This window comes from Burkholderia vietnamiensis LMG 10929, from assembly GCF_000959445.1.
Taxonomy (GTDB): Bacteria; Pseudomonadota; Gammaproteobacteria; order Burkholderiales; family Burkholderiaceae; genus Burkholderia; species Burkholderia vietnamiensis.
Genome location: NZ_CP009631.1, coordinates 2228047 through 2251199, shown reverse-complemented (window position 1 = coordinate 2251199; position 23153 = coordinate 2228047). Strand labels below are relative to the sequence as shown.

Here is a 23153-nt window from a genome sequence, read left to right as displayed (position 1 = left end):
GATGCTCGCCGACATCCGCCGGATCGTCGGCCTCGCATGGCCGGTGTTGGTCGGCCAGCTCGCGATCATCGCGTTCAGCGTGATCGACACCGCGATGGTCGGCCGCTATTCGGCCACCGATCTCGCCGCGCTCGGACTCGGCTCGTCGATCTACGTGTCGGTCTACATCGGGCTCACCGGGATCCTGTCGGCGCTGCAGCCGATCACCGGGCAGCTGTACGGCGCACGGCGCTATGCCGAGATCGGCGAGGAAGTCCGGCAGGCGCTGTGGCTCGCGCTGCTGCTCGCGGTGCCCGGCTTCCTGCTGCTGCACTTTCCCGACGCGCTGCTGCAAGCGGCGCACGCGCCGCCCACGCTGCACGACCGCACGGTCGAATACCTGCGCATCCTGTCGTACGGCCTGCCGGCGAGCCTCGTGTTCCGCATCTACAACGCGCTCACCAACGCGGCCGGCAAGCCGCGCCTCGCGATGATCCTGCAGATCGGCGCGCTGCTGCTGAAGTTTCCGCTCAACGTGTGGTTCGTGTTCGGCGGCTTCGGCGTGCCGGCGCTCGGCGGCCCCGGCTGCGGGCTCGCGAGCACGCTGATCAACTGGGCGCTCGCGGCGATCGGCTTCACGCTGCTCGCGAAGCTCGACGTGTTCGCGCCGCTCGCGATCTTCTCGCGCTTTTGCTGGCCCGTGTGGGCACGCCAGAAGGCGATCCTGCAGCTCGGCGTGCCGATGGGGCTGTCGTACCTGATCGAGGTCACGTCGTACACCTGCATGGCGCTCTTCATCGCGCAGTTCGGCACGACCTCCCTCGCCGGCCACCAGATCGCCGGCAATATCGGCGGCGTGCTGTACATGACGCCGCTGTCGATCGGCGTCGCCGCGTCGACGCTGGTCGCGCGTGCGCTCGGCGCCGGCCGCCACGACGAGGCGCGCCTGCTCGGCCGCCACAGCGTGATGCTCGCGTGCGCGGTCGCGGCCACCTACGGCGTGCTGGTGTTCGTGCTGCGTCCGCTGATCGTCGGCGCGTACACGCCCGATCCGGCCGTCGCCGCCGCGGCGCTGCCGCTCGTCGCGATCGTCACCTGCTACCACTTCTTCGACGCGCTGCAGGTCACCTCTGCGTTCGTGCTGCGCGCGTACAAGGTCGCGGTCGTGCCGACCGTGATCTACGCGATCGCGCTGTGGGGCGTCGGGCTCGGCGGCGGCTATCTGCTCGGCTTCAACGTGGGCGGCATCACGCCGGCCTGGCTGACCGGTGCGCGCGGCTTCTGGTTCGCGAACACGCTCAGCCTGATGCTCGCGGGCGCCGGCCTCGCGGTCTATCTGCGCCGCGTGAGCCGCGCGCAGGCTGGCGCCTGACGCGCGGCTGGCGGCTCACGCGGGCTTCAGCACGTCGGCCGCGTGATACGACGAGCGCACGAGCGGGCCTGCGACGACTTCGCGAAACCCCAGCGCCAGCGCCTCGTCGCGCCACGCGTCGAACGCGTCGGGGCTCACGTAGCGCCGCACCGGCAGATGATGCACGGACGGCGCCAGATACTGGCCGAGCGTCAGCACGTCGACCTCGTGCGCGCGCAGGTCGTGCAGCGTGGCGCGCACCTCGTCGTCGCGCTCGCCGAGCCCGAGCATCAAGCCCGATTTCGTCACGAGCGCCGGCCGCGCGGCCTTCGCCTGCGCGAGCAGTTCGAGCGAGCCGCGATAATCGGCGCCGGGCCGCGCGGCCCGATACAGCGACGGCACCGTCTCGATGTTGTGATTGAACACGTCCGGCCATGCCGACGACAACGCGTCGAGCGCACGCGCGACGCGGCCGCGAAAATCGGGCGTCAGCACCTCGACGCCGATGCCCGGCACGCGTGCGCGCACCGCCGCGATGCAGGCGGCGAAATGCGCGGCGCCGCCGTCGCGCAGGTCGTCCCGATCGACCGACGTGATCACGACGTAGCGCAGCCCGAGCGCGGCCGCCGCCGCGGCGAGCCGCGCGGGCTCGTCGGGATCGAGCGGCTCGGGACGGCCGTGCGCGACGTCGCAGAACGGGCAGCGCCGCGTGCACAGCCCGCCCATGATCATGAAGGTCGCGGTGCGCTGCGCGAAGCATTCGCCGATGTTCGGACACATCGCCTCCTCGCAGACGGAATGCAGCCGATGATCGCGCAGCACGGCCGCCATGTCGGCGACCGCCCCGCTCGACATCGGCCGCGCCCGCAGCCACGACGGCTTCGGCAGCGCCGCGCCCGCCGCGGGCTCGACGCGCACCGGAATGCGCGCGAGCTTGTCGCGGCTGCGCGCGCCCGGCTGGCCGAGCGCGGTGAGGCTGGGTCGTTCGAGCGCGGCGGCCATCGTCAGTCTCCGAGAAACGCGACGATCAGGCGGTTCACGTCGGCAGCCGCCTCCATCTGCACCATGTGGCCGCTGCCGGCGATCACCTCGGCGCGCACGCCGTCCGGCAAGCCCTGCACGTGCTGCGCGGGAATCACCTGGTCGTGCTCGCCCCAGATCACCAGCGTGCGCGGCGCGAGCGACGCGACGCGATCGCGGAACACGCGCCGCTGGGCCGCGCCGTCGAACGCCGCGTTCGCGATCTTCTCGAGCGCCGCCTGCACGCCTTCGAGCCGCTTGTACTTGACGAGATCCTCGACCAGTTGCCGCGTCACCAGCGCGTGATCCGCGAACAGCGCGCCGAGATGCGGCTTCAGCGTGTTGCGGCTGTTGCCCGCGACGAAGCCGTCGATGTAATCGCGGTTGATGTCGGCGCCGAGCCCGGCGCTCGCGATCAGCGTCAGCGACGCCACGCGTTGCGGCGCGCGCTCGGCCGCCGCCATCGCCACCGCGCCGCCCATCGAATGGCCGATCAGGTGCGCGCGCTCGATCTGCTGCGCATCGAGCAGCGCGAGCACCGCGTCGGCGAGTTCGTCGAGGCTGCCGGTCTCGACCGCCTTGCCGGACTCGCCGTGCCCCGGCAGGTCGAGCGCCCACACCGGCCGATGCGCGGCGAGTTCCGCGTGATTGAACAGCCAGTTGTTCAGATCGCCGCCGAAGCCGTGAATCAGCACGGCCGGCGTGCCCGAGCCGTCGCCGAGCTTCAGGAACCGCAGCGTGCGCCCGCCGATCTGCGCCTTCTCGGGCTGCGGGCCGGCCGCGTCGTCGGCGGCCGCGCTCGGCACGAAATCGCGCTGGAATTCGGCGATCGCCGCGTCGATGTCGGCGTCGCTCGCATCAGCTGCGGCGACCACGCCGAGCAGCGCGCCGACCGGCAGCGTCTCGCCTTCCTGCGCGACTTGCCGGCGCAGCGTGCCGTCGAAGGCGCACTCGACGCCCGACGAAATCTTGTCGGTCTCCACGTCGAGCACTTCGTCGCCCTTCGTCACGCGCTCGCCGATCGACTTCAGCCAGCCATTGACCTGCCCCTGCTCCATCGACAGCCCCCACTTGGGCATCGTGATCATGTGAATCGACATCGTGTCAGCTCCTCGTCTTCAGTACCGCCTGCGCGATCGCATCGGCGGACGGGATGTACAAGTCTTCCAGCACGCCGGCGAACGGCGTGGGCGTGTGCGGCGCGGTCACCAGCTCGATCGGCGCCTGCAGCGAGCGGAACGCGCGCTGCGCGACGAGCGCCGCGATGTCGGTGGCGATCGAGCAGCGCGGGTTCGCCTCGTCGACGACCACCACGCGCCCGGTGCGCTCCGCGCTCTCGAGGATCGTTTCCTCGTCGAGCGGCGACGTCGTGCGCAGGTCGATCACGTCGACGTGAATGCCGTCCTTCGCGAGCTTCGCGGCCGCGTCGGTGGCGAGATGGACCATGCGGCCGTAGGTGACGATCGTCGCGTCGTCGCCTTCGCGCACGACGTTGGCCTCGCCGAACGGGATCGCATACGATTCCTCGGGCACCTCGCCTTCACGCGTGTAGAGCAGCTTGTGCTCGAGGAAGATCACCGGGTCGTTGTCGCGGATCGACTGGATCAGCAGGCCCTTCGCGTCGTACGGCGTCGACGGGCACACCACCTTCAGCCCCGGGATATGCGTGAACAGCGACGTGAGCATCTGCGAATGCTGCGCCGCCGCCCGCAGGCCGGCGCCGTACATCGCGCGGATCACCACCGGCGTGACGGCCTTGCCGCCGAACATGTAGCGGAATTTGGCGGCCTGATTGAAGATCTGGTCGAAGCACACGCCCATGAAGTCGATGAACATCAGCTCCGCGACGGGCCGCATCCCGCACGCGGCCGCGCCGACGGCCGCGCCGATGTAGCCACCTTCCGACAGCGGCGTATCGAGCACGCGGCCCGGAAACTTGTGGAACAGCCCCTTCGTCACGCCGAGCACGCCGCCCCACGCGTCGTCCTCGCCGGGCGCGCCCGCGCCGCCTGCATTGTCCTCGCCCATCACGATCACGCTGTCGTCGCGCGCCATTTCCTGCGCGAGCGCCTCGTTGATCGCCTGCGAATAAGTGATCTTCCTTGCCATGTCTGTCTCCTGGAATATTCGGTTCGCCGTGTCGGCCGGCAGTTGCTCGGTCAGGCCGCGCTCACGGATACGACACGTACACGTCGGCGAGCAGGTCCGCCGCATCGGGCAGCGGCGCGGCCTTCGCCTGCGCGACCGCGTCGTCGATCAGCGCCTTCACCTGCGCATCGACCGCGCGCAGTTCGTCGGTGGTCAGCACTTCGGCGCGCACCACGCGCGTTTCGAAGTGCTTCAGGCAGTCCTTCTCGTCGCGCAGCTTCTGCACTTCTCCCGGCGCGCGGTAAGTCTGCGCGTCGCCCTCGAAGTGGCCGAAGTAGCGCGTGAACTTCACCTCGACGAGCGTCGGGCCGCCGCCGTTGCGCGCGCGTGCGACCGCTTCGCCGAGCGCCTCGTGCACCGCGAAGAAGTCGAAGCCGTCGACGATCACACCCGGCATCCCGAAGCCGTTCGCGCGGTCGGCGATGTTGTCGGTCGCGACCGACCAGCTCGCCGACGTCGCTTCCGCATAGCCGTTGTTCTCGGCGACGAAGATCGCCGGCAGCCGCCACACCGACGCGAGGTTCATCGATTCGAAGATCACGCCCTGGTTCGATGCGCCGTCGCCGAAGAAGCACACGCCGACGCCGCCGGTCTTCTTGTGCTTCGCCGCGAGCGCCGCGCCGCAGACGAGCGGGCCGCCCGCGCCGACGATCCCGTTGGCGCCGAGCATCCCCATCGCGAGGTCGGCGATGTGCATCGAGCCGCCCTTGCCGTGGCAGACGCCCGTCTTCTTGCCGTAGATCTCGGCCATCATCCCGTGCACGTCGACGCCTTTGGCGATGCAGTGGCCGTGGCCGCGGTGCGTGGTGGCGACGTAATCCTCGAGGCCGAGGTGCAGCATCGTGCCGACCGCGGACGCCTCCTCGCCCGCATACAGGTGAACGAAGCCGGGGATTTCGCCGGTCGCGAACTCGACGTGCAGGCGCTCCTCGAATTCGCGGATGGTGCGCATCAGCCGGTAGGCGTCCAGCAGCGTGTCCCTGCTGAGCTGGGTCGAAACGGTCATGTGTGTCTCCTGAGTAGGTCTGACTGCGAATGCCGCCGCGGCCGCGCCGCGGCGACGGATTGCTCGGCGTGCGTGGTCAATGGAACGTGAAGCCGCCGTCGACGTTCACGGCCTGGCCGGTCACGTTGTCCATCGTCGCGAAGAACAGCGCGAGGCGGCCCATGTCTTCGGGCGTCTGCGCGCGGCCCTGCGGGATCAGCGTGAGCTGATGCCGCTGCCACGATTGCTCGACCGATTCGCCATCGGTCTTCCATTCGTCGGACAGCCGGTCCCACATGTAGGTGCGCACGATGCCCGGACAGATCGCGTTGACGGTCACGCCGTCGCGCGCGAGTTCCTTCGCCAGTGCGTTGGTGAAACCGACCACCGCGAACTTCGATGCGCTGTAGTGGGCGAGATTCGGGAAGCCCTCCTTGCCGGCGATCGATGCGACGTTGATGATCCGCCCATGCCCCTGCGCCTTCAGATGCGCAAGCGCCGCGCGGCAGCCGAGGAACGTGCCCTTCGCGTTCACGTCCATCACGAAATCCCGGTCGCGCTCGCTCAGCGCCTCGACCGGATGAATGCTGATCACGCCCGCGCAATTCACCATGATGTCGAGCCCGCCCAGCTCGGCGAGCGCCTGCGCGACCATCGCGTCGACCTGCGCGGCCTGCGTGACGTCGACCTTCGCGAGCACCGCCCGGCGGCCGAGCGCGCGCACTTCGCGCGCGGTCGAGTCGAGCGCGTCGTCGAGCAGATCGGCCAGCAGGATGTCGGCGCCCGCCGCCGCGAGCGTCAGCGCGATGCCGCGGCCGATGCCGCGCGCACCGCCGGTCACGATCGCGACCTGGCCTTCCAGAGGGGTTGTCATGGCGATGTCTCCGTGTTCGTCGTTATGGATATCGAAATGGCTTGCCGGTACACGCACCTTCAATCGCGCCACGCGCCGGCTTCGCGCAGCACCTGTCGTGACGACGCGTAGCGCAGCGTGCGGCCGACGTCGACGGTCAGCGGCCCGTGCCAGTCGAGCGCGATCTCGTAGCGCTCGCCGCGCGCGACCTCGATCTCGCGCTCGCCGTCGAATGCGAGCGTGCCGCGCTCGAACGGGATGGTCTGCCATGCACCGGGCTCCAGCCGCTCGCAGCTGCGCATCACGACGCGATCGACGCGCCCCGGTGCGATCGGCGCGACGAGCGGCGTGCCGTCCGTCCGCCCGTCTACGGCAAAGCGCATCGCGAGCCCGTGCGGCGCGCTGCGCTCGAGCGGCGCCCATGCGCCGCCGAGCGCGGACAGGCCGATGCCGTCCGGCTCCGCGAAGGTCAGGTAGAGCGTCTCGATGTCGGCCGGCCCGGTGACCGCACGCGCGCCGATGAAGCGCTGTCGCGCCGCGCACACGTCGACCAGCGCGATCTCCTCGCGCCCCGCGTTCGCCCCGGCGATGCAGCGCACGACGAGCCGCTTGTTGCGCACGAACGCGATCTCGGCCGGCACCGCGCCGGTCGCGGCGAGCCCGGCCGCGACGCCCGCGACGGTTGCCTCGCGATGTTCGGGAAAGGCGTTGTTGGTGCCGGTGGACAGCGCGACGAGCGGCGTCGCGCCGCAGTGGGCGGCGACCGCGCGATGGGTGCCGTCGCCGCCGAGCACGACGATCAGCGACACTTCCATCCGGTGCATGTAGGCGGCGCCCGCCTGCGTGTCGGCGACGCTGTCGGTGATCGGCAGATCGACGACTTCGACCTCGGGCCAGCGCTCGTGCGGCGCGACCGCGCGGTGCGTATCGAGCGCACGCATCAGCAGCGTCGCGATGCCCGTCTTGTCGCGCAAGGTCAGCACGCGCTCGACGCCCATCGCGCCGAGGCCGGCGAGCAGGCGCACGACCATGTTGGCCTTCTCCGCGGTCGGGAACACGGATGCATGCGTCGTCAGACGGCGAATGTCGCGCCCCGATGCGGGGTTCGCGATCACGCCGACAGTCACGGGCGTCGTCACGGGCTTGTCTCCATCCATTGGGCCGGCGCTCGCGCAGCGGCCCTGCATGTCTCGTCCGCCGTCATCGAGGGCAGCGGATCGTCGTCGCCGACGCCAACGCGCCGGGCTTGCCGATCACATCTGCAAGCGGCGTGCCATCGTGCGCACCACGACCGCGAAATCCGCGCGGATACAGGCTCGGCACCGCTGCCGGGCGGTGACGCAGGCCGGCGCGACGGCTCGCCGCCGCACGAAACGCCCCGTGCGTCTCACGCGGCCGAGTCGCACGGGTGGCTGCCGCGGCGACGTCGCCCATCGCGCGGTTCGGCCGCCGAGCCATGCGTGTCGCGGCACGGCGCGCGCCGGCCGAACGTCGCGGCCGGCCCGCCCGCGCGTCTCAACGGCGCGAGACGGCCGAGATCGCGCTGAGACGAACGTCTCACGCGTGCCGCGTGCTGCGATGCAATGTGATCCGCGCAAGCGGATGTGCTACAAGAAGGTCGAATTCCCTGCCGTATGGAACCGGAGCCGACCATGCCCTATGCCGTCCCCCAGGCCCAGCACGCCGATCGCGTCCTTGGCGCGCTCGCCGGACGCCTGCCCGCGCCGGCCGAATCCGCGCGTCTGGTGTCGTCGTGGCAGCGCTCGCTCGAGCGCTACGCGCTCGATCCCGCGTCGTCGATCGGCCCGCGCGTGCTCACCGCGGCCGAGCTGCGCGAGGTGCGCGACAAGGAAGAGGCGTTCCTGCGCGCGTCGGGCCAGTGCCTCACGCGCCTGCACGACATGATTCGCGTTGCAGACTATTGCGTGATGCTGACGGACGCGCACGGCGTGACGATCGACTACCGGATCGAGCGCGACCGCCGCAACGATTTTCGTCATGCGGGGCTGCACATCGGCACCTGCTGGTCGGAAAGCGAGGAAGGCACCTGCGGCGTCGCGAGCGTGCTGACCGATCTCGCGCCGATCACCGTGCACAAGACCGACCACTTCCGCGCCGCGTTCACCACGCTGACCTGCAGCGCCGCGCCGATCTTCTCGCCGGGCGGCGAGCTGATCGGCGTGCTCGACGCATCGGCCGTGCAGTCGCCGGACAGCCGCGACAGCCAGCGCCTCGTGTACCAGCTCGTGCGGCAGAGCGCGGCGCTGATCGAGGACGGCTACTTCGTGCACAGCACCGCGCAGCACTGGATTCTGTTCGGTCATCCGAACCGTCATTACGTCGAGGCGCAACCCGAATGGCTGATCGCGTTCGACGAATGCGGCAACATCGTCGCCGCGAACCGGCACGCGCGCGACGCGCTGCCGGCGCTGAACGAGCCGCGCCATATCGACGAGATCTTCGATGCGACCGAGATGCCGCTGCGCGACGCCGCGCGCCTCGATGCGATCGTCGCGCTGCGGCTGCGCGCCACCGGCGCGCCGCTCTATGCACGGCTGCGGGCGCCGCTGCGGCGCGCGAGCCGCGAGACCGACAAGACGGCGCGCCGCCCGGGCGCCGAGCAGCGTCACGTCGGCGCGCTCACGCCGTTCCTGAACAGCAGCGACGCGCGCGTCGCGCAGCAGGCCGAACTCGCGCTGCGCGTGGCGAGCAAGCGGCTGCCGATCCTCGTGCTCGGCGAGACGGGCGCGGGCAAGGAAGTGTTTGCGCGCGCAGTGCATGACGCCGGCGCGCGGCGCGCGCGGCCGTTCGTGGCGGTCAACTGCGGCGCGCTGCCGGAGGCGCTGATCGAGAGCGAACTGTTCGGCTATGCAGCCGGCGCGTTCACCGGCGCGCGCAAGCACGGCGCGCGCGGCAAGATCGCGCTCGCCGACGGCGGCACGCTGTTCCTCGACGAAATCGGCGACATGCCGCTCGCGTTGCAGACGCGCCTGCTGCGCGTGCTCGCGGACGGCGAGGTCGTGCCGCTCGGCAGCGACACGCCGGTGCGCGTCGATCTCGACGTGATCTGCGCGACGCACCGCGATCTCGCCCGCATGGTCGCCGACGGCACGTTCCGCGAGGATCTGTACTACCGGCTGAGCGGCGCGACGTTCGCGCTGCCGCCGCTGCGCGAGCGCGCGGACGTGCGCGACGTGATCGCCGCGGTGTTCGCCGAGGAGGCGCAGGCCACCGGCCACGTGCTGACGCTCGACGCGACGCTCGCCGAAGAGCTCGCCGCCTACCCGTGGCCCGGCAACGTGCGCCAGCTGCGCAACGTGCTGCGCTACGCGTGCGCGGTATGCGACGGCGCGCGCGTGACGCGGCGCGACTTGCCGGCCGACCTCGCCGCGCAGCTCGGTGCCCGGCTCGGCGCGCACGGCGCGGGCGTGCCGCCGGACGACGAGCGCGGCCGCATCGTCGCGGCGCTCACCGCCCATCGCTGGCGGCCCGACGCCGCCGCGCGCGCGCTCGGCATCTCGCGCGCGACGCTGTACCGGCGCATCGCCAAGCACCGGATCGTCGCGCCGCACCGGATCTGATCCGTCGGCGCGTCCGCCCGCCGACGCGCGCTTCGCTTCACCCGCAGTGCGCCACGGCCGCTTCCGTGCGGGCGTCGGCGCCGGCCGCGTCGACGCGCCGCGTGAACACCTCGTGCGCGGCGAACAGTGCGTTCAATGCTGCCGGAAAGCCCGCATAGACGGCCATCTGCATGAACACCTCGACGATCTCGTCGCGCGTGCAGCCGACGTTCAGCGCGGCCTCGATGTGTACCTTCAATTGCGGCTGCGCATTGCCGAGCGCGGCCAGCGCGGCGATCGTCGCGATCTCGCGCGCCTTCAGGTCGAGTTGCGGCCGGCTGTAGATGTCGCCGAAGCCGAATTCGACCAACAGCCGTCCGAAGTCCGGTGCGATCGGCGCGAGCGCCGCGATGACGCGCTCGCCCACTTCGCCGTCGATTTCCTTCAGCTTGTTCCAGCCGCGCGCAAAGCGATCGTCAACGAGTCGTTCCATGGTGTCCGTCCTGTTCCGAGGGTAAGTGAGTAGGATTTGCCCGTCGTTCCGTCTCGCGCTCCTGCTGCTCGTAGTACGCGATCTTGTCGCCGATCGCGTCGAGGCTCGCCTGCAACTCGGCGATGTGCGCGCGCACTGCATCGCGATGCGCACTGAGCAGGCGCCGCCGCGCGCCGAAGGTCGACTCGCCTTCGGCACGCAGCGCCGCGAACTGCTGCATCTGCGCGATCGGCATGCCGGTCGCCTTCAGGCGCATCACGAACGCGAGCCAGTCCAGGTCGGCCGGCGCATAGAGCCGGTGCCCGGCGGCCGTGCGCGAAATCGCGCGCAGCAGCCCGGCCTGCTCGTAATAGCGCAGCGTGTGCGTCGACACGCCGGTCAGTTCGGCGACTTGCCCGATCGTCAGCGGGCCGGCGGCGGTGGATCTGGAAACGGTTTTCGACATGGCAGGAACAAGGTTAGGAGTTAGAGTTCACTCTAAGTCAAGCACGATCGAACGGCCAGGCCCGATCGTCGTCACGCGCTGCCTCACACACCCGCCCACACCCGCGCACACCGTCAAGAATGGTCAAAAGCGCCGTGCCGCGCGGCTTTGCGTCTTTACACCGGCGCAAGCCTTCAGCAAGATGCGGGAAGCCTGTCTCAAAAAGGGCACGCATTTGACCTATGCTTAACGGCGGCACGCGGCGGGTGTCGCGTCGCCGTCGATTGGTACCGCCATCCATCCGTCCGTCCGAATCAGGGAGCCTGCCATGCTGAAGAAGCTGCTGATGCTGTTCGTCGCGCTGTCGTTGTCGCTTGCCGCCGGTCTGGCCGCTGCCGTCGAGGTCAACACCGCCGACCAGGCGGCGCTCGAAGCGGTGAAGGGCCTCGGGCCCGTGAAGTCGAAGGCGATCATCGACGAACGCACGAAGAACGGCCCGTTCAAGGATGCGGACGATCTCGCGAACCGAGTGAAGGGGCTCGGCACGAAATCGGTCGGCCATCTCGAGGAGAACGGTCTGACGATCGGCGGCTCGTCGACGCCGCCGAAGGGCGTGAAGCTGTCGAAGCCGGCCGCGACGCCGTCGGCGGCTCCGGCTCCGGCCCCGTCGGCCACGACGTCGCCGAGCGCGACCACCGGCACGCCGGCGACCGCAACCGCGCCTGCCGCCAGCGCGTCCGACGCGGCGGCCAAGCCGGCGAAGAGCAAGCGTGCGTCGAAGAAGGACAAGGCGGCAGCAGCAGCCGCGGCGTCGGCCGATGCAGGCGCGAGCGCCCCGGCCGCAGCGTCGTCCGCGAAAGCGACCAAGGGTTCGAAGAAGAAGAGCAAGAAGGACAAGGCCGCCTCCGCCGCCGCGGCGTCGGGCGCCTGACATACGCCGCGTGCGCGCGGCATTCGTTCAACGGGCGCCGTCGTACGGCGCCCTTTTCAGTGAAGGTGAAGAATCATGGGTCTCCTCGACATCGTCGGCGGTCTGATCGGCGGCCAGGCCGGCGGCAACTCGCAAAGCGCGCTCATCGCGACCGCGCTCGAATTCATCAACAACCAGCCGGGCGGCCTGAACGGGCTGATCGAGAAGTTCAAGGCCGGCGGCGCGGGCGAAGTGATCGGCTCGTGGGTCGGCACCGGCGAAAACCAGCCGATCTCGGCCGACACGCTGCAGAACGTGCTCGGCTCCGACGTCGTCGGCTCGCTCGCGAGCAAGGTCGGCATCGACCCGTCGCAGGCCTCGTCGATTCTCGCGCAGGTGCTGCCGCACGTGGTCAACGGCGCGACGCCGAACGGCGAAGTGCCGGCCGGCGGCCAGATCGACACGTCGAACGTGCTGGGCACGCTCACGCAGCTCGCCGGCATGTTCGGCGGCAACAAGCAAGGCTGAGCGCGCAGCGCACGGCCCGACGGTCCGGCGGCGGTTGCGCCGACCCATATGCAAACGCCCCGCACGAAGCGGGGCGTTCGTTTTTGCGCGCCCGGCGCGAGCCGGGCGTGCGGGCGGCCGATGCCGCTCAGTGCACGACGCGATCGAACACGAACTGGCCGTCGCTGACGTCGACCGGGATCACGTCCTTCGGACCGAAGCGGCCCGCGAGGATCAGCTTCGCGACCGGGTTCTCGATCTCCTGCTGGATCGCGCGCTTCAGCGGCCGCGCGCCGAACAGCGGGTCGTAGCCGACCTTGCCGATCTGCTCGAGCGCCGCCGGCGACACGTCGAGCGCCATGTCGAGCTTCGCGAGCCGGTCGTGCAGGCGGGCGAGCTGGATCTTCGCGATCGATTCGATGTTGCTGCGATCGAGCGCGTGGAACACGACGACGTCGTCGATCCGGTTCAGGAACTCGGGGCGGAAGTGCTGCTTCACCTCGATCCACACCGCGTCCTTGATCTCTTCCTGCGGCGAGCCGGTCAGCGACTGGATCACCTGCGAGCCGAGGTTCGACGTCATCACGATCACCGTGTTCTTGAAGTCGACCGTGCGGCCCTGCCCGTCGGTCATGCGACCGTCGTCGAGCACCTGCAGCAGCACGTTGAACACGTCCGGATGCGCCTTCTCGATCTCGTCGAGCAGGATCACGCTGTACGGCTTGCGGCGCACGGCTTCCGTCAGGTAGCCGCCTTCCTCGTAGCCGACATAGCCCGGCGGCGCGCCGATCAGGCGGGCGACGCTGTGCTTCTCCATGAACTCGCTCATGTCGATCCGGATCAGATGCTCTTCCGAGTCGAACAGGAACGACGCCAGCGCCTTGCACAGCTCGGTCTTGCCCACGCCGGTCGGCCCGAGGAACAGGAACGAGCCGTACGGACGGTTCGGATCGGCGAGCCCCGCGCGCGAGCGGCGGATCGCATCGGCCACCGCGCTGATCGCCTCGTCCTGGCCGACCACGCGCTCGTGCAGCTTTTCCTCGATGTGCAGCAGCTTCTCGCGTTCGCCCTGCATCATCCGCGACACCGGAATCCCGGTGGCACGCGACACGACCTCCGCGATTTCTTCCGCGCCGACCTGCGTGCGCAGCAGACGCGGACGCGTCGGCGCGTGCTGCTCCTGCGCTTCGGCCTGCGTGACCTGCTTCAGTTGCGACTCGAGCTGCGGCAGCTTGCCGTACTGCAGTTCGGCGACCTTCTCCAGCTTGCCTTCACGCTGCAGACGCACGATGTCGGCACGCACCTTCTCGATCTCTTCCTTGAGCTGCGCGCTGCCCTGCACCGCTGCCTTCTCGGCAGTCCAGATTTCCTCGAGGTCCGCGTATTCGCGACCGAGCCGCTCGATCTCTTCCTCGATCAGCTGCAGGCGCTTTTGCGACGCCTCGTCCTGCTCCTTCTTCACGGCCTCGCGTTCGATCTTCAGCTGGATCAGCCGGCGATCGAGCTTGTCCATCTCTTCGGGCTTCGAATCGATTTCCATCTTGATCTTCGACGCGGCCTCGTCGATCAGGTCGATCGCCTTGTCCGGCAGGAACCGGTCGGTGATGTACCGATGCGACAGCTCGGCCGCCGCGACGATCGCCGGGTCGGTGATGTCGACGCCGTGGTGCAGCTCGTACTTTTCCTGCAGCCCGCGCAGGATCGCGATGGTCGCCTCGACGCTCGGCTCGTCGACCAGCACCTTCTGGAAGCGGCGTTCGAGCGCGGCGTCCTTCTCGATGTACTTGCGGTATTCGTCGAGCGTGGTCGCGCCGATGCAGTGCAGCTCGCCGCGCGACAGCGCCGGCTTCAGCATGTTGCCCGCATCCATCGCGCCTTCGGCCTTGCCCGCGCCGACCATCGTGTGGATCTCGTCGATGAACACGATCGTCTGGCCTTCGTCCTTCGCGATGTCGTTGAGCACGGACTTCAGGCGCTCCTCGAACTCGCCGCGATACTTCGCGCCGGCGAGCAGCGCGGCCATGTCGAGCGACAGCACGCGCTTGCCCTTCAGCGTCTCCGGCACTTCGCCGTTGACGATCCGTTGCGCGAGCCCTTCGACGATCGCGGTCTTGCCGACGCCCGGCTCGCCGATCAGCACCGGGTTGTTCTTGGTGCGGCGCTGCAGGATCTGGATCGAGCGGCGGATTTCGTCGTCGCGGCCGATCACCGGATCGAGCTTGCCGGCACGCGCGCGCTCGGTCAGGTCGACCGTGTATTTCTTCAGCGCCTCGCGCTGGCTTTCCGCGTCCTGGCTGTGCACCTGCGAGCCGCCGCGCACCGCGGCGATCGCGGCTTCGAGCGCCTTGCGCGTGAGGCCGTGCTGGCGCGCGAGCTTGCCGGCTTCGCCCTTGTCGTCGGAGACGGCGAGCAGGAACATCTCGCTCGCGATGAACGTGTCGTTCAGCTTCTGCGCTTCCTTGTCGGCCTGGTTCAGCAGCCCGGCCAGTTCACGGCCGATCTGGATGTCGCCGCCGGTGCCCGTCACCTGCGGCAGGCGCGCGATCGCTTCATTGAGCGCGCCTTGCAGCGCCTGCACGTGTACGCCCGCCCGCGACATCAGCGAACGCGCCGAGCCGTCCTGCTGCGCGACCAGCGCCGCCAGCACGTGCACGGGTTCGATGTATTGATTGTCGCGGCCGGCGGCGAGGCTCTGGGCGTCCGCGAGCGCTTCCTGGAACTTGGTGGTTAGCTTGTCGATTCTCATTTGGGTGAAGCCTCCAATTTTCGATTAACACCAAGATGAGGATCGTTATACGGGTTTCAAGCGAAAATCCGGTTGATTCAACTCAACAGTTGCCGGGCGGCGGGAGGCGGCCCGCACGGGCACCGCGGGCGCCTGGCGGCAGGCGCGGCAGACCTCAATCGGCCTTGGTCGGCAAAGCGGCGGCCGGTGCGTCGTCCGGCGCTGCATCGCCACGCGCGGGCGCGGCCGGGCGAATCCCGAGCAGTGCGACGAGCGGCGACGCGGGCACGGACAGTTCGCCGATCGTATGGCGGTCGAGCTCGGCGAAGAACGCGTCGCGCGCCGCCGCCAGCACGCCCTTGAGCTGACACTGCGGCTGAATCACGCAGCCGCGCGACTCGCCGCCGTCCGGCGAAAAGCAGCCGACCAGCGCGAAATCGTTCTCGGTGGCGCGCACGACCTGGCCGATCGTCAGCTTCAGCGACGCGGGAAACAGCCGCAAGCCGCCGTTGCGCCCGCGCACGGTATCGACCCAGCCGAGCTCGCCGAGCTGCTGGACGACCTTCATCAAATGATTCTTCGAGACGCCGTAGGCATCCGAAATCTCCTGGATCGTCGCGAGCCCGTCGCCGCGCACGGCAAGGTACAGCATCACGCGCAGCGCGTAGTCGGTGTAGTCGGTGAGTCTCATGAGCGGTACGCAAAAATGTCGATCGGGCCCGATTATGCACGCTGCATCAATCGGAACGCTCGCCGGGCGGCGGGCGCGATCGCGCGACGCGATACGGTTGCCGGAATGGCCGGCGCGCAATAAGATGCATTACATCTGCGCATTTTTACGGCCTTGGTCGACGCTATTTTGCGTCAAAATCGTGCGCGCGTCCTGCGCCTGAAGCGCGCAGCCGCACCGCCAACGCCCCGACTTTCCCGGCCCTTTTTCGTCATGACCTCCCTGCCCGCCTCGTCCGACACCGCGCCGGCCCGCATCCGCGACGCCGAACCGACCGAAGCCAACATCCGCGACCTCGTGTACGCGTTCTACGATCGCGTGCGCGCCGATCCGCTGCTCGGGCCGGTGTTCGATGCCAAGCTGGACGGGCGCTGGGACGCGCATCTGCCCAAAATGGTCAGCTTCTGGTCGAGCCTCGTGCTCGGCACCAGGGGCTATCGCGGCAACGTGCAGCAGGCGCATCAGCCGCTCGACGGGATCGAGCCCGCGCACTTCAGCCGCTGGCTGTCGCTGTTCCTGAAGACGGTCGAAGCGCGCTACACGCCGGCGGCGGCCGTGCGCTTCATGGAGCCGGCGCTCAGAATCGCGCAGAGCCTGCAGCTGAGCCGCTTCGGGTGGGATTATCGGATTCCGGCCGAGCAGCAGGCGCTGCTCGATGCGATCGCGCCGCGCCGCCGCGACGCGGACGACGATGGGCACGCGCTGCCGTCGCGCGCGCGCGGCGAGCCGTTCCCGGCGAAGATCATCGGGCGCGGCGTCGAGCCCGAGGCCGGCCCCGACGCCTGATGCCCGCCATGCCGATGCGCGCGCCGCGCGCGCGGCTGCGGCGAATCGCCGCGGGGCTCGTACGCGCCGCTCAGCGCGGCCGGTTGCCCGACTCGATTCCCCAGCGCGCGAGCGCCGCGTCGTCGGTGCTGCGCGCATCGACCCAGCGCTCGCCGTCCGGCGTCGTTTCCTTCTTCCAGAACGGCGCCTCGGTCTTCAGGTAATCCATCACGAATTCGCACGACGCGAACGCATCGCCGCGGTGCGCCGCGACGGTCGCGACCATCACGATCTGGTCGAGCGGCAGCAGCCGGCCGACCCGATGCACGATCGCGACGTCGATTCCCGGCCAGCGCCGGCCGGCTTCGGCGGCGATCTTCTCGAGCGCCTTCTCGGTCATGCCCGGATAGTGCTCGAGCTCCAGCGCGGCGACCGCATCGCCTTCGTTCAGGTCGCGCACCGTGCCGACGAAGCACGCGACGGCGCCGATCCGCGGATTGCGCGCGCGCAATGCCGCGACCTCGGCATTCAGGTCGAAATCGGCGGTCTGGATTCGTACTGTCGGCATCGTCTGTTCCTGTCGGCCGGCGCGTGCACGGCAGCGCCGACGCCGGCCATGTGCTCGGTCAACCGCCGGTCACCGGCGGAAAAAACGCGACTTCACACCCGTCGGTGAGCCGCGTTTCCGGGTCGGTCATCTCGTGATTGCAGGCCATCCGCAACGCACGCCCTTCGGCGAGCGTCTCGGCCCACGCGCCGCCGCGCAGGCGCAGCCACGCGCGCACGTCGCCGACGGTCGTCACGCCGTCGGGCACGTCGGCCTGCTCGTCGGACACGCCCAGTGCCTCGCGCACGCTTGCAAAGAATTTCAGCTGAATCTTCATAGGTCGGAAAACCGTCGCTTACGACAGCAGTTCGGAAAACGGAATGAAACGCACGGTCTCGCCCGCGCTGATGGCGTGCTGCGGCGGATTGTCGATCAGGCCGTCGCCCCAGACCGTCGAGGTCAGCACCGCCGAGCTCTGGTTCGGGAACAGATCGAGGCCGCCGGCCGCGTTCACGCGCGCACGCAGGAACTCGTTGCGCCGGTCGCCCTTGTGCTGCGAGAAGTCGGCGCGCAACGACAGCGCGCGCGGCGCGACGTCACGTACGCCCGACAGGCGCAGCAGGAACGGCCGGACGAACAGCAGGAACGTGACGAAGCTCGACACGGGGTTGCCCGGCAGCCCGATGAAATGCGCGTCCGCGCATGCGTCGCCGCGGCGCACCGCGCCGAACGCGAGCGGCTTGCCGGGCTTCATCGCGATCTGCCACAGCGCGAGCCGCCCCTCCGCTTCGACGGCGGGCTTCACGTGATCCTCGTCGCCGACCGATACGCCGCCGCTCGTCAGGATCACGTCGTGATCGCGCGCGGCCTCGCGCAGCGTGTCGCGGGTTGCGGCCAGCGAGTCGGGCACGATCCCGTAGTCCGTCACGTGGCAGCCGAGCCGCTCCAGCAGACCGCGCAGCGTGAAGCGGTTGGAGTTGTAGATCGCGCCGGGCTTCAGCGGCTCGCCGGGTATCGTCAGTTCGTCGCCGGTGAAGAACACCGCGACGCGAATCCGGCGAACCACCGGCAACTGCGCGCAGCCGACCGATGCGGCGAGCCCGAGCGCCTGCGGCGTGAGCCGCGTGCCGGCCGGCAGGATCACCGAGCCCTGGCGGATGTCCGCGCCCTGCGCGGTGATCCATTCGCCGGCCTTCGGCGTGTGCAGGATCTCGACCGCGTCGCCGTCGGCCGACGTCTGCTCCTGCATCACGACGGCATCGGCGCCGGCCGGCACCGTCGCGCCGGTGAAGATGCGCGCGGCCGTGCCGGCCACGAGCGGCGCGGCCGGATGGCCGGCCGGGATCCGCTGCGACACCGGCAAGCGGCGCTCGCCATGCAGCAGATCGGCGACGCGCACCGCATAGCCGTCCATCGCGCTCGTATGCATCGGCGGCACGTCGAGCGGCGAGATCACGTCGGCCGCCAGCACGCGGCCGAGCGCGTCGAGCGTCGCGACGGTTTCGACGCCGGGCAGCGGCTTCGCGGCATCGAGCAGCGCGGCGAGCGCCTCGGCGGTCGACAGCATCGGCGCGCGCGGCGCCGCGGGATTCGGGTTCGACATCGATGGAAGCGGAGATCGTTGGAATTCAATACGCCATTGTAGCGACGCTGCTGCAGCCGCGCGCGGTATGGCCGACATGCGCACACGGCGATTGCCGCGACCGGCAGGCGCGCGCACGCACGGCTTCGCGCCGGCTGACGACGGCAAACGGCTGACGCCGCCCGCGCCCATCGCGCGAATGCCGCAGCCAAGTAAAACGGCCGGAATCCCGATCCGTGCGACGAATCGACATTCCGGCCGTAGTGCGCCGCCGGCCGCCCGCGCGGGCGGCCCGGCGCCGCGTTACGCGCCCGTATGCGCGGCGATGAAGTCCTTCACCTGCTGCGCGTCGGCCTTCACGACGTCGAAGCGTTGCGGCAGCGCTTCGAGCCCGTCGAACGCGGCCGGCCGTTCGGCCTCGCGCTCGAGCGCTTCGCGGATCGTCTCGCCGAACTTGATCGGCTGCGCCGTCTCGAGCACGACCATCGGCACGCCGGCGTCGAGGTGCTCGCGCGCGACCTTCACGCCGTCGGCCGTATGGGTGTCGATCATCGTGTCGTAACGGGCGAACACGTCGCGGATCGTCGCGATGCGGTCCGCATGGCTGCTGCGGCCGGACACGAAGCCGAACTGCGCGACGCGCGCGAAATCGCCGCTCGCCGCGAGATCGAAGCCGCCCTTCTCATCGACGTCGCGGAACAGCTGCATCACGCGCGCCGGATCGCGACCGAGCAGGTCGAACACGAAGCGCTCGAAGTTCGACGCCTTCGAGATGTCCATGCTCGGGCTGCTCGTGTGATAGGTGTTCTGCGCGCTGCGCACGCGGTAGACGCCGGTGCGGAAGAACTCGTCGAGCACGTCGTTCTCGTTGGTCGCGACGACCAGCTTCGCGATCGGCAGACCCATCATGCGCGCGATGTGGCCGGCGCAGACGTTGCCGAAGTTGCCCGACGGCACCGTGAACGATACGCGCTCGTCGTTGGACCGGGTGGCCGCAAAATAGCCCTTGAAGTAATAGACGACCTGCGCGACGACGCGCGCCCAGTTGATCGAGTTGACCGTGCCGATCTTGTGCCGGGCCTTGAACGCGTGATCGTTCGACACGGCCTTCACGATGTCCTGGCAGTCGTCGAACACGCCCTCGACCGCGAGGTTGAAGATGTTCGGATCCTGCAGGCTGAACATCTGCGCGGTCTGGAACGCGCTCATCTTGCGGTGCGGCGACAGCATGAACACGCGCACGCCGGCCTTGCCGCGCATCGCGTATTCGGCCGCGCTGCCCGTATCGCCCGACGTCGCGCCGAGAATGTTCAGCGCTTCGCCGTGCTTCGCGAGCGTGTACTCGAACAGGTTGCCGAGCAGCTGCATCGCCATGTCCTTGAACGCGAGCGTCGGGCCGTTCGACAGCTCGAGCAGCGACAGCGCCGTGCCCTGCTCGGTGCCGAGCGGCTTCAGCGGCGTGATGTCGGACGCGTTCTCGCCGTGGCGCGTGTTGCTGTAGACGGTGGCCGTGTAGGTGCGGCGCGTGATCGCACGCAGGTCGTCGGCGGGCACGTCGTCGCAGAATTTCGTGAGGATCTCGAACGCGAGATCCGCATACGGCAGCGTGCGCCAGCGCGCGAGCTCGTCTGCCGACACCTGCGGATACTCGCTCGGCAGGTACAGCCCGCCGTCCTTCGCGAGGCCGCCGAGCAGGATGTCGGAAAACGTGTGGCGCTCGCCGATGCCGGCGCCGCGCGTGGAGATGTAGTTCATGTCGTTCCGCGTCCTCAGTTCAGCGCTTCCATGCGCAGCTTCGTCACCTTCGACACCACCGTCGAGAGGCTTTCGATTCGCGCGATCGCCGCGTTCACGTGCTTTTCGCGCGTTTCGTGCGTGATCAGGATGATGTCGGTTTCGCCGTTCGCGTCGTCGACCTGCTCCGATTCCTTTTGCAGCAGCGCGTCGATCGAAATGCCGGCGTCGGCCAGGATGCGCGTGATGTCGGCGAGCACGCCCGTCTCGTCGGCCACGCGCAGGCGCAGGTAGTAGCCGCTCGTCACTTCGTCGATCGGCAGGATCGGCGTGTTCGACAGGCTGTCCGGCTGGAATGCGAGATGCGGCACGCGGTGTTCCGGGTCGGCCGTATGCAGGCGCGTGACGTCGACGAGATCCGCGACGACGGCCGAGGCGGTCGGCTCCGCGCCGGCGCCCTTGCCGTAGTAGAGCGTCGTGCCGACCGCGTCGCCGTGCACGACGACCGCGTTCATCGCGCCTTCGACGTTGGCGAGCAGGCGCTTCTCGGGAATCAGCGTCGGATGCACGCGCAGCTCGATGCCGTCTTCGGCGCGGCGCGCGATGCCGAGCAGCTTGATCCGGTAGCCGAGCTCTTCCGCATAGCGGATGTCGGTCGCGTCGAGCTTGCTGATGCCTTCGACGTAAGCGCGGTCGAACTGGACCGGCACGCCGAACGCGATTGCGCTCATGATGGTCGCCTTGTGCGCGGCGTCGACGCCTTCGATGTCGAAGGTCGGATCGGCTTCCGCGTAGCCGAGCGCCTGCGCGGCCTTCAGCGCGGTCGCGAAATCGAGGCCGCGGTCGCGCATCTCCGACAGGATGTAGTTGGTCGTGCCGTTGATGATGCCGGCGATGTACTGGATGCGGTTGGCGGTCAGGCCTTCGCGCAGCGCCTTGATGATCGGGATGCCGCCCGCGACGGCCGCCTCGAACGCGACCATCACGCCCTGTTCGCGCGCGGCCTCGAAGATCTCGGTGCCGTGCACCGCGAGCAGCGCCTTGTTGGCGGTCACGACATGCTTGCCGTTGGCGATCGCGCGCAGCACGAGCTCGCGCGCGATGCCGGTGCCGCCGATCATCTCGGCGATGATCGAGATCGACGGATCGTCGACGACCGCGTTGAAGTCGTCGGTGACCTCGACGACGCCGGCGTCAGCGCCGAGCGCGGCCTGCGCCTTGGCGGGGTTGCGCACCGCAATGCGCGCGATCTCGATGCCGCGCCCCGCGCGCCGTTTGATTTCTTCCTGATTGCGGTGCAGCACCGTGAAGGTGCCGCTGCCGACGGTGCCGAAGCCCAACAGGCCAACTTTGATCGGTTCCATGCTGCTTGTGATTCGCTAGTAAGAATGAATGAATGCGCGAAAACCCGGCCCGCTCAGACCGAATGGCGCTTGCGGTAGCCGTCGAGAAAGCGCGCGATCCGGCTGATCGAATCGGCCAGATCGTCGAGGTTCGGCAGGAAAACCACGCGGAAGTGATCCGGCTGCGCCCAGTTGAAGCCTGTGCCCTGCACGAGCAGCACGCGCTCCTCGAGCAACAGGTCGAGGATGAACTGCTGATCGTTCTGGATCGGATACAGCTTCGGATCGAGCCGCGGGAACATGTACAGCGCGGCCTGCGGCTTCACGCAGGTCACGCCCGGAATCGACGTGAGCATGTCGTACGCGAGTTCGCGCTGCTTGTACAGGCGCCCGCTCGGCACGATCAGCTCGTTGATGCTCTGGTAGCCGCCGAGCGCGGTCTGGATCGCGAACTGCCCCGGCACGTTCGCGCACAGCCGCATCGACGACAGGATGCCGAGCCCCTCCAGATAGTCGTTCGCGCGCCGGCGGTTGTCGCCGCCGAGGCCCGACACGGACATCCAGCCCGCGCGGTAGCCGCACGAGCGATAGCTTTTCGACAGGCTGTTGAACGTGACGGTGATCACGTCCTCCGACAGCGAACCGAGCGCCGTGTGTTCGAGGCCGTCGTAGACGATCTTGTCGTAGACCTCGTCGGCGAACACGATCAGCCCGTGCTGACGCGCGATCTCGAGCAGCTCGAGCAGCAATTCGTCGGAATACAGCGTGCCGGTCGGGTTGTTCGGGTTGATGACGACGAGCGCCTTGGTGTTCGGCGTGATCTTGCGACGGATGTCGTCGGGGTCGGGCATCCACGCGTTCTGCTCGTCGCACACGTAGTGCACGGGCGTGCCGCCCGACAGGCTCACGGCGGCCGTCCACAGCGGGTAGTCGGGCGCCGGCAGCAGCACCTCGTCGCCGTCGTTCAGCAATGCCTGGGTTGCCATCACGATCAGCTCGGATGCGCCGTTGCCGATGTAGATGTCGTCGAGGCCCACGCCGACCACGCCCTTTTGCTGCGTGTAGTGCATCACGGCCTTGCGCGCCGAGAACACGCCCTTCGAATCCGAATAGCCCGACGACGCGGGAAGGTTGCGGATCATGTCCTGGATGATCTCGTCCGGTGCGTCGAAACCGAACGGCGCGAGGTTGCCGATGTTCAGCTTGATGATACGGTGGCCTTCTTCCTCGAGGCGCTTCGCGTGCTCGAGCACCGGGCCACGGATGTCGTAGCAGACGTTGAGCAGCTTGTTCGACTTCTGAATCGGTTTCACGACGACACGGTTCCTGGGTTGGCCTTGCGGCCGAGGGGACGGGATCAAAACTGGAAAGCGGCCGGTCTGTGCGCGCTGTCTAGACTGGGAAAAAGCGGGCGGCTGGACGCAGCTTGTGGCGACGCTCGACGCAAGTGGCGCCCGGGGGCGACCAAAAAGTTATAATTTAGCGGATTTTGGCCGA

The 23153-nt window shown here is 68.9% G+C and carries 21 protein-coding genes; 5 read left to right on the top strand and 16 right to left on the bottom strand.

Annotated features, from left to right (window positions below; translation table 11 throughout):
• The first annotated feature begins 1 nt into the window (after nt 1).
• Nucleotides 2-1351, top strand: coding sequence for an MATE family efflux transporter (locus AK36_RS20245; RefSeq protein WP_045579052.1), 1350 nt, complete (start codon nt 2-4; stop codon nt 1349-1351).
• A 15-nt stretch (nt 1352-1366) separates the two neighbouring features.
• Here AK36_RS20245 and lipA read toward each other — a convergent pair whose 3' ends face one another.
• From lipA to AK36_RS20215, 6 genes are all read right to left on the bottom strand, one after another.
• The gene (gene lipA, locus AK36_RS20240) at nt 1367-2332 is read right to left on the bottom strand and encodes a lipoyl synthase (RefSeq protein ID WP_034195401.1); all 966 of its coding nucleotides are present in this window, start codon (nt 2330-2332) and stop codon (nt 1367-1369) included.
• A 2-nt stretch (nt 2333-2334) separates the two neighbouring features.
• The gene (locus tag AK36_RS20235) at nt 2335-3450 is read right to left on the bottom strand and encodes an acetoin dehydrogenase dihydrolipoyllysine-residue acetyltransferase subunit (RefSeq protein ID WP_045579051.1); all 1116 of its coding nucleotides are present in this window, start codon (nt 3448-3450) and stop codon (nt 2335-2337) included.
• A gap of 4 nt (nt 3451-3454) precedes the next feature.
• Nucleotides 3455-4459 carry an alpha-ketoacid dehydrogenase subunit beta gene (locus AK36_RS20230; RefSeq protein WP_011884990.1) on the bottom strand — a complete coding sequence of 335 codons (1005 nt, stop codon included), beginning with the start codon at nt 4457-4459 and terminating at the stop codon, nt 3455-3457.
• Nucleotides 4460-4520: 61 nt separating this feature from the next.
• Nucleotides 4521-5504, bottom strand: coding sequence for a thiamine pyrophosphate-dependent dehydrogenase E1 component subunit alpha (locus AK36_RS20225; protein ID WP_014723114.1), 984 nt, complete (start codon nt 5502-5504; stop codon nt 4521-4523).
• Nucleotides 5505-5580: 76 nt separating this feature from the next.
• Nucleotides 5581-6357, bottom strand: coding sequence for an SDR family NAD(P)-dependent oxidoreductase (locus AK36_RS20220; protein WP_045579050.1), 777 nt, complete (start codon nt 6355-6357; stop codon nt 5581-5583).
• Between the two features lie 59 nt (nt 6358-6416).
• Entirely contained in the window at nt 6417-7475 is a 1059-nt protein-coding gene (locus AK36_RS20215) for an ATP-NAD kinase family protein (protein WP_045579459.1), read from the bottom strand.
• 513 nt (nt 7476-7988) lie between these two features.
• Between AK36_RS20215 and AK36_RS20210 the strand changes: the two genes are divergently transcribed.
• Nucleotides 7989-9917, top strand: coding sequence for a sigma-54-dependent Fis family transcriptional regulator (locus tag AK36_RS20210; protein WP_045579458.1), 1929 nt, complete (start codon nt 7989-7991; stop codon nt 9915-9917).
• A 37-nt stretch (nt 9918-9954) separates the two neighbouring features.
• On the opposite strand, the gene AK36_RS20205 is transcribed toward AK36_RS20210, so the two are convergent.
• Entirely contained in the window at nt 9955-10389 is a 435-nt protein-coding gene (locus AK36_RS20205; RefSeq protein ID WP_011884995.1) for a carboxymuconolactone decarboxylase family protein, read from the bottom strand.
• Nucleotides 10373-10834: a MerR family transcriptional regulator gene (locus AK36_RS20200; RefSeq protein WP_011884996.1), complete on the bottom strand. Its 462-nt coding sequence runs from the start codon at nt 10832-10834 to the stop codon at nt 10373-10375. Before AK36_RS20200 ends, AK36_RS20205 begins: the two co-directional genes overlap by 17 nt.
• 307 nt (nt 10835-11141) lie before the next feature.
• On the opposite strand from AK36_RS20200, the gene AK36_RS20195 reads away from it, so the two are divergent.
• Together AK36_RS20195 and AK36_RS20190 are read left to right on the top strand one after the other, a co-directional pair.
• Complete coding sequence (locus tag AK36_RS20195) at nt 11142-11744, top strand: ComEA family DNA-binding protein (RefSeq protein WP_011884997.1); 603 nt, start codon at nt 11142-11144, stop codon at nt 11742-11744.
• A gap of 75 nt (nt 11745-11819) precedes the next feature.
• Nucleotides 11820-12251 carry a YidB family protein gene (locus tag AK36_RS20190; protein WP_011884998.1) on the top strand — a complete coding sequence of 144 codons (432 nt, stop codon included), beginning with the start codon at nt 11820-11822 and terminating at the stop codon, nt 12249-12251.
• A gap of 127 nt (nt 12252-12378) precedes the next feature.
• Here the strand turns inward: AK36_RS20190 and clpB are convergent, their stop codons facing one another.
• Nucleotides 12379-14976: an ATP-dependent chaperone ClpB gene (clpB, locus tag AK36_RS20185; RefSeq protein ID WP_011884999.1), complete on the bottom strand. Its 2598-nt coding sequence runs from the start codon at nt 14974-14976 to the stop codon at nt 12379-12381.
• A 154-nt stretch (nt 14977-15130) separates the two neighbouring features.
• Nucleotides 15131-15646 carry an Rrf2 family transcriptional regulator gene (locus AK36_RS20180; RefSeq protein WP_045579049.1) on the bottom strand — a complete coding sequence of 172 codons (516 nt, stop codon included), beginning with the start codon at nt 15644-15646 and terminating at the stop codon, nt 15131-15133.
• A gap of 252 nt (nt 15647-15898) precedes the next feature.
• On the opposite strand from AK36_RS20180, the gene AK36_RS20175 reads away from it, so the two are divergent.
• Nucleotides 15899-16471, top strand: a complete 573-nt coding sequence (locus tag AK36_RS20175) for a group III truncated hemoglobin (RefSeq protein WP_045579048.1) — start codon at nt 15899-15901, stop codon at nt 16469-16471.
• A gap of 70 nt (nt 16472-16541) precedes the next feature.
• Here the strand turns inward: AK36_RS20175 and AK36_RS20170 are convergent, their stop codons facing one another.
• The 6 genes from AK36_RS20170 to AK36_RS20145 form a co-directional block, all read right to left on the bottom strand.
• Nucleotides 16542-17018, bottom strand: a complete 477-nt coding sequence (locus AK36_RS20170; protein WP_011885002.1) for a molybdenum cofactor biosynthesis protein MoaE — start codon at nt 17016-17018, stop codon at nt 16542-16544.
• Between the two features lie 58 nt (nt 17019-17076).
• Nucleotides 17077-17334 (bottom strand): molybdopterin converting factor subunit 1, encoded by a 258-nt coding sequence (gene moaD, locus AK36_RS20165; protein WP_011885003.1) that lies wholly within the window; start codon nt 17332-17334, stop codon nt 17077-17079.
• Nucleotides 17335-17352: 18 nt separating this feature from the next.
• Nucleotides 17353-18600, bottom strand: coding sequence for a molybdopterin molybdotransferase MoeA (locus tag AK36_RS20160; RefSeq protein WP_041493838.1), 1248 nt, complete (start codon nt 18598-18600; stop codon nt 17353-17355).
• Nucleotides 18601-18882: 282 nt separating this feature from the next.
• Nucleotides 18883-20334: a threonine synthase gene (gene thrC, locus AK36_RS20155; RefSeq protein ID WP_045579047.1), complete on the bottom strand. Its 1452-nt coding sequence runs from the start codon at nt 20332-20334 to the stop codon at nt 18883-18885.
• A gap of 14 nt (nt 20335-20348) precedes the next feature.
• A complete protein-coding gene (locus AK36_RS20150) occupies nt 20349-21677 on the bottom strand; it encodes a homoserine dehydrogenase (protein ID WP_045579046.1) in 1329 nt (442 codons plus the stop codon).
• Nucleotides 21678-21730: 53 nt separating this feature from the next.
• A complete protein-coding gene (locus tag AK36_RS20145; protein ID WP_045579045.1) occupies nt 21731-22969 on the bottom strand; it encodes a pyridoxal phosphate-dependent aminotransferase in 1239 nt (412 codons plus the stop codon).
• Nucleotides 22970-23153: the final 184 nt, after the last annotated feature.

Coding starts and splice junctions, on each gene's coding strand:
- AK36_RS20245 (WP_045579052.1), top strand. CDS start 2: ATGCTCGCCGACATCCGCCGGATCGTCGGCCTCGCATGGCCGGTGTTG.
- lipA (WP_034195401.1), bottom strand. CDS start 2,332: ATGGCCGCCGCGCTCGAACGACCCAGCCTCACCGCGCTCGGCCAGCCG.
- AK36_RS20235 (WP_045579051.1), bottom strand. CDS start 3,450: ATGTCGATTCACATGATCACGATGCCCAAGTGGGGGCTGTCGATGGAG.
- AK36_RS20230 (WP_011884990.1), bottom strand. CDS start 4,459: ATGGCAAGGAAGATCACTTATTCGCAGGCGATCAACGAGGCGCTCGCG.
- AK36_RS20225 (WP_014723114.1), bottom strand. CDS start 5,504: ATGACCGTTTCGACCCAGCTCAGCAGGGACACGCTGCTGGACGCCTAC.
- AK36_RS20220 (WP_045579050.1), bottom strand. CDS start 6,357: ATGACAACCCCTCTGGAAGGCCAGGTCGCGATCGTGACCGGCGGTGCG.
- AK36_RS20210 (WP_045579458.1), top strand. CDS start 7,989: ATGCCCTATGCCGTCCCCCAGGCCCAGCACGCCGATCGCGTCCTTGGC.
- AK36_RS20205 (WP_011884995.1), bottom strand. CDS start 10,389: ATGGAACGACTCGTTGACGATCGCTTTGCGCGCGGCTGGAACAAGCTG.
- AK36_RS20200 (WP_011884996.1), bottom strand. CDS start 10,834: ATGTCGAAAACCGTTTCCAGATCCACCGCCGCCGGCCCGCTGACGATC.
- AK36_RS20195 (WP_011884997.1), top strand. CDS start 11,142: ATGCTGAAGAAGCTGCTGATGCTGTTCGTCGCGCTGTCGTTGTCGCTT.
- AK36_RS20190 (WP_011884998.1), top strand. CDS start 11,820: ATGGGTCTCCTCGACATCGTCGGCGGTCTGATCGGCGGCCAGGCCGGC.
- clpB (WP_011884999.1), bottom strand. CDS start 14,976: ATGAGAATCGACAAGCTAACCACCAAGTTCCAGGAAGCGCTCGCGGAC.
- AK36_RS20180 (WP_045579049.1), bottom strand. CDS start 15,646: ATGAGACTCACCGACTACACCGACTACGCGCTGCGCGTGATGCTGTAC.
- AK36_RS20175 (WP_045579048.1), top strand. CDS start 15,899: ATGACCTCCCTGCCCGCCTCGTCCGACACCGCGCCGGCCCGCATCCGC.
- AK36_RS20170 (WP_011885002.1), bottom strand. CDS start 17,018: ATGCCGACAGTACGAATCCAGACCGCCGATTTCGACCTGAATGCCGAG.
- moaD (WP_011885003.1), bottom strand. CDS start 17,334: ATGAAGATTCAGCTGAAATTCTTTGCAAGCGTGCGCGAGGCACTGGGC.
- AK36_RS20160 (WP_041493838.1), bottom strand. CDS start 18,600: ATGTCGAACCCGAATCCCGCGGCGCCGCGCGCGCCGATGCTGTCGACC.
- thrC (WP_045579047.1), bottom strand. CDS start 20,334: ATGAACTACATCTCCACGCGCGGCGCCGGCATCGGCGAGCGCCACACG.
- AK36_RS20150 (WP_045579046.1), bottom strand. CDS start 21,677: ATGGAACCGATCAAAGTTGGCCTGTTGGGCTTCGGCACCGTCGGCAGC.